This window comes from Methylobacterium sp. B1 (assembly GCF_000333255.1).
Taxonomy (GTDB): Bacteria; Pseudomonadota; Alphaproteobacteria; order Rhizobiales; family Beijerinckiaceae; genus Methylobacterium; species Methylobacterium fujisawaense.
Map to the genome: position 1 here is coordinate 1 of NZ_BACT01001056.1, position 971 is coordinate 971.

At 71.7% G+C, this 971-nt stretch carries 1 protein-coding gene; it reads left to right on the top strand.

Annotated features, from left to right (window positions below; translation table 11 throughout):
- Nucleotides 1-95: 95 nt before the first annotated feature.
- Entirely contained in the window at nt 96-860 is a 765-nt protein-coding gene (rutB, locus tag I53_RS29350; RefSeq protein ID WP_043357750.1) for a pyrimidine utilization protein B, read from the top strand.
- Nucleotides 861-971 lie beyond the last annotated feature (111 nt).

Here is a 971-nt window from a genome sequence, read left to right on the forward strand (position 1 = left end):
CTTCCTCAGGGCCTCGACGCCTTCGGGACGCGGATCCAACCGCTGATGCGGTCGCGCCGGCACGTGACGGCGGCGCCGCTGCCCGAGGTGGCCTGATGGACGCCCCCGCCGGATATCGCGACCCGAACGGCCGCCACGGCGGCGTCATCCTGCCGGCCCGCCCGGAGCCGATCGCCTTCGATCCCGCGACCACGGTCCTGATCGTCGTGGACGTCCAGAACGCCTATGCCAGCCCGGGCGGCTATCTCGACCGGGCCGGCTTCGACGTGTCGGGCACGGGCCCGGTGATCGCCCGGATCGCCCGGGCGGTGGCGGCGGCCCGGGCCGCCCGCATCCCGGTCCTGTGGTTCCAGAACGGCTGGGACCCGGCCTATGTCGAGGCCGGAAGCCCGGGCTCGCCGAACTGGCACAAATCCAACGCCCTCAAGACGATGCGCCGGAATCCTGAAGCGAACACGCAGCTTCTCGCCAAGGGATCCTGGGACTACGCGCTGGTGGACGCCCTGAGGCCGGAGCCCGGCGATATCGTGATGGGCAAGCCGCGCTACAGCGGTTTCTACAACACGCCCCTCGACAGCACCCTGCGGGCCCGGGGCGTGACCACGCTGGTCTTCACCGGCATCGCCACCAACGTCTGCGTCGAGTCGACCCTGCGGGACGGGTTCCACCGGGAGTATTTCGGGATCGTGCTGGCCGACGCCACGCACCAGGCCGGGCCGGAGAGCCTGCACCACGCGGCGCTCGCCAATATCGAGACCTTCTTCGGCTGGGTCTCGGACGTCCCCGCCTTCGAGAGGGCCCTTCGGGGGCGCCTTCACCCGCTTGCGGTTGACGCTGCCGGCGTCGACCTGGCCGGATAAGTGCATCGCGCATCCGGGCGGGTGACCGGCAGGGTGCCCGAACGCCGCCGCGCTGCGGCCTCCCGCGCAAGCTGCAAGGGCCGGCCGAAAGGTCGCGTGCGGGAGGCGCAG